The organism is Kineococcus glutinatus (assembly GCF_039542765.1).
Taxonomy (GTDB): Bacteria; Actinomycetota; Actinomycetes; order Actinomycetales; family Kineococcaceae; genus Kineococcus_A; species Kineococcus_A glutinatus.
The window spans coordinates 1-2,367 of sequence record NZ_BAABIL010000855.1 but is presented as its reverse complement, the minus strand read 5'-3'; the positions used below and the strand labels follow the sequence as shown (position 1 = coordinate 2,367).

Below are 2,367 nucleotides of genomic sequence, written 5' to 3'. Positions count from 1 at the left end.
CCTTCCCCGCCGCGTTCGAGGAGGACCTGCTGCGCCAGAACCTCGCCGCCGCGGGCGTGCGCCTCGACGAGGAGGCCCTGGCCGCGATCGCGTCCCTGGAGGACGGGGAGCGGGTCTCCGGGCAGGACCCCGCGACGTTCGAGGAGTTCTGAGGTCGGTAGCGTCGCCCCACCGCGAACCGCACGAGGGAGCACGACATGGGAGTCAGCCTCGGCAAGGGGGGCAACGTCTCGCTCACGAAGGCCGCCCCCGACCTGCGCGCCGTCAGCGTCGGGCTCGGGTGGGACGTGCGCACCACCACCGGGCAGGGGTTCGACCTCGACGCCTCGGCGCTGCTGCTGGGGACGGACGGCAAGGTGCTGTCCGACGCGCACTTCGTCTTCTACAACAACCTCGCCAGCCCCGAGGGGTCGGTCGTGCACACGGGCGACAACCGCACCGGCGAGGGCGAGGGCGACGACGAGGTGGTGGACGTCGAGCTCACCACCGTGCCGCTGGAGTGCCAGCGCATCGTGTTCGCGGTGTCCATCCACGACGCCGACGCGCGCCGGCAGAACTTCGGGCAGGTGCACAACGCGTTCATCCGCGTCGTCAACGCCGACGACGACGTGGAGCTCGTGCGCTTCGACCTCACCGAGGACGCCTCCACGGAGACCGCGATGGTGTTCGGGGAGGTGTACCGGCGGGCGGAGGAGTGGAAGTTCCGCGCGGTGGGCGCCGGTTACGCCACCGGCCTGCGGGGCATCGCCGCCGACTTCGGCGTCGACGTCGAGTGATCCGCCCGGGGTGATCCGCCCGGGATGATCCGGCGCGGTGCGCTCAGCCGCGCGGCCGGGGCACGGCGGGCAGCAGGTCCTCGAAGGTGTACTCGTCGACGATGGGCACGCCCAGCCGCATCGCGGCGCGCACCTCGGCCTCGCCGCTGGCGGCGTCGGCGGCCACGAGCAGGCCGGTGGTCCCGTCGACCTCCTCGACGGGCACCAGGCCCGCCGAGCGGGCGCGCCCGGCGAGCTCGGCGCGCGGGGTGAGCAGCGGGCCGCCGAGCACGACGCGGGTGCCGGGCAGCAGCGGGGCGCCGTGGGTCCAGCGGGGCGCTGCCGAGGCGTCGATCACGTCCAGGTGATCGGCCGGTGGCGGGGTGGGCTTGAGGGGACCGCCGGCCCCGGCGGGGGCGTCAGCGGCCTCCGGCGCGGGCCAGCACCCAGGCGGTCAGCTGGGTGCGGCTGCCCAGGCCGAGCTTCAGGAGGGCGTGGTGCACGTGGGACTCCACCGTGCGCTCCGACAGCACCAGCCGCGCGGCGATCTCCCGGTTCGCCAGGCCGTGCGCCACGAGCTGCGCCACCTCCTCCTCCCGCCGCGTCAGCCCACCGGGCGGGGAACCGGTGGACACCCGCCGCAGCACCTCCTCCGCCGCGGCCAGGGGTCCCGGCATGCCGAGCGCACGGGCCGTCCCCGCCGCCAGGCGCGCCTCCGCCGCGATCCGCGGCCCGTCGTCGGCCCGGCCCCGTCGCAGCAGCGCCCGCGCGGTCGCCAGGTGGGTCAGGGCCACGTACGGGCGCGCCCCGATCCGCGCGTTGACCTCCAGGGCGCGGCGCAGGTGGGCCAGCGCCTGCTCCGGACGGCCCGCGGTCGTCGCCAGCCGGCCCAGCAGCAGCGCGTTCGAGCCGGTGCAGAACACCGTGCCGGACGGGCCCGCCCCGCAGAAGTCCTCCGCGTCGGCCAGCACCGCGTGCAGGCGGGCGGCACCGGGGGCGTCGTCGAGGCCCTCGGCGAGATCGACCAGCTGCAGGACGGTGCCCAGCCAGCGGCCGTTGACGGGCATCTCGTCGAGGACCGCCATCACCTGCAGGTACCGCGCCCGCGCCCGCTCCCGCCGTCCCGCGAGCAGCTCCAGCGCGGCCCGCTGGGCCTGCACGACCGGCACCGGCGGCGCGCCGGCGAAGGCGTCGTCCAGGTCGTGCGGCACGCCGGTCGGATCGCCCCGCAGCACCGCCACCAGGGCGCCGAAGGCGTGGTGCAGCACGACCATCTCCGGTTCGCCCATGCGCACGGCCACCGCCCGCGCGTCCTCCGCGTGCCGCCCGGCGGCGGTGAAGTCCCCGGTGAGCGCGCAGCGCGCCGCCCGCAGCCGGTGCAGGTGCCAGCGGGCGAAGGGCAACCCCGCCGCAGCGCTGCGGGCGTCCAGCTCCGCCAGCCGGGCGTCGACCACCGCCAGGTCACCGCGCTCGAAAGCCGCGTCGATGCGCCACAGCACGCTCCACACCAGCGCGGCGGGCTGCCCGACGTGCTCGGCGGGGACGGCGGCGCGCTCGAGCACCCGCGCCCGCTCGGCGGCGACCGGCCGGGCGGCCACCACGAGGAGGCGCG

Annotated in this window: 3 protein-coding genes; 1 reads left to right on the top strand and 2 read right to left on the bottom strand. The window is 76.7% G+C overall.

Annotated features, from left to right (window positions below; genetic code table 11):
- Positions 1 to 197: 197 nt before the first annotated feature.
- The gene (locus ABEB16_RS22055; RefSeq protein WP_345714308.1) at positions 198 to 776 is read left to right on the top strand and encodes a TerD family protein; all 579 of its coding nucleotides are present in this window, start codon (positions 198 to 200) and stop codon (positions 774 to 776) included.
- Positions 777 to 819: 43 nt separating this feature from the next.
- On the opposite strand, the gene ABEB16_RS22050 is transcribed toward ABEB16_RS22055, so the two are convergent.
- A complete protein-coding gene (locus tag ABEB16_RS22050) occupies positions 820 to 1,113 on the bottom strand; it encodes a hypothetical protein (protein WP_345714307.1) in 294 nt (97 codons plus the stop codon).
- A gap of 61 nt (positions 1,114 to 1,174) precedes the next feature.
- On the bottom strand, positions 1,175 to 2,367 hold a 1,193-nt coding region (locus ABEB16_RS22045), incomplete at its 5' end, for a LuxR C-terminal-related transcriptional regulator (protein WP_345714306.1).

What these genes read in the sequence shown, in the direction of transcription:
- ABEB16_RS22055 (WP_345714308.1), top strand. Translation starts at nt 198, where the DNA reads ATGGGAGTCAGCCTCGGCAAGGGGGGCAACGTCTCGCTCACGAAGGCC.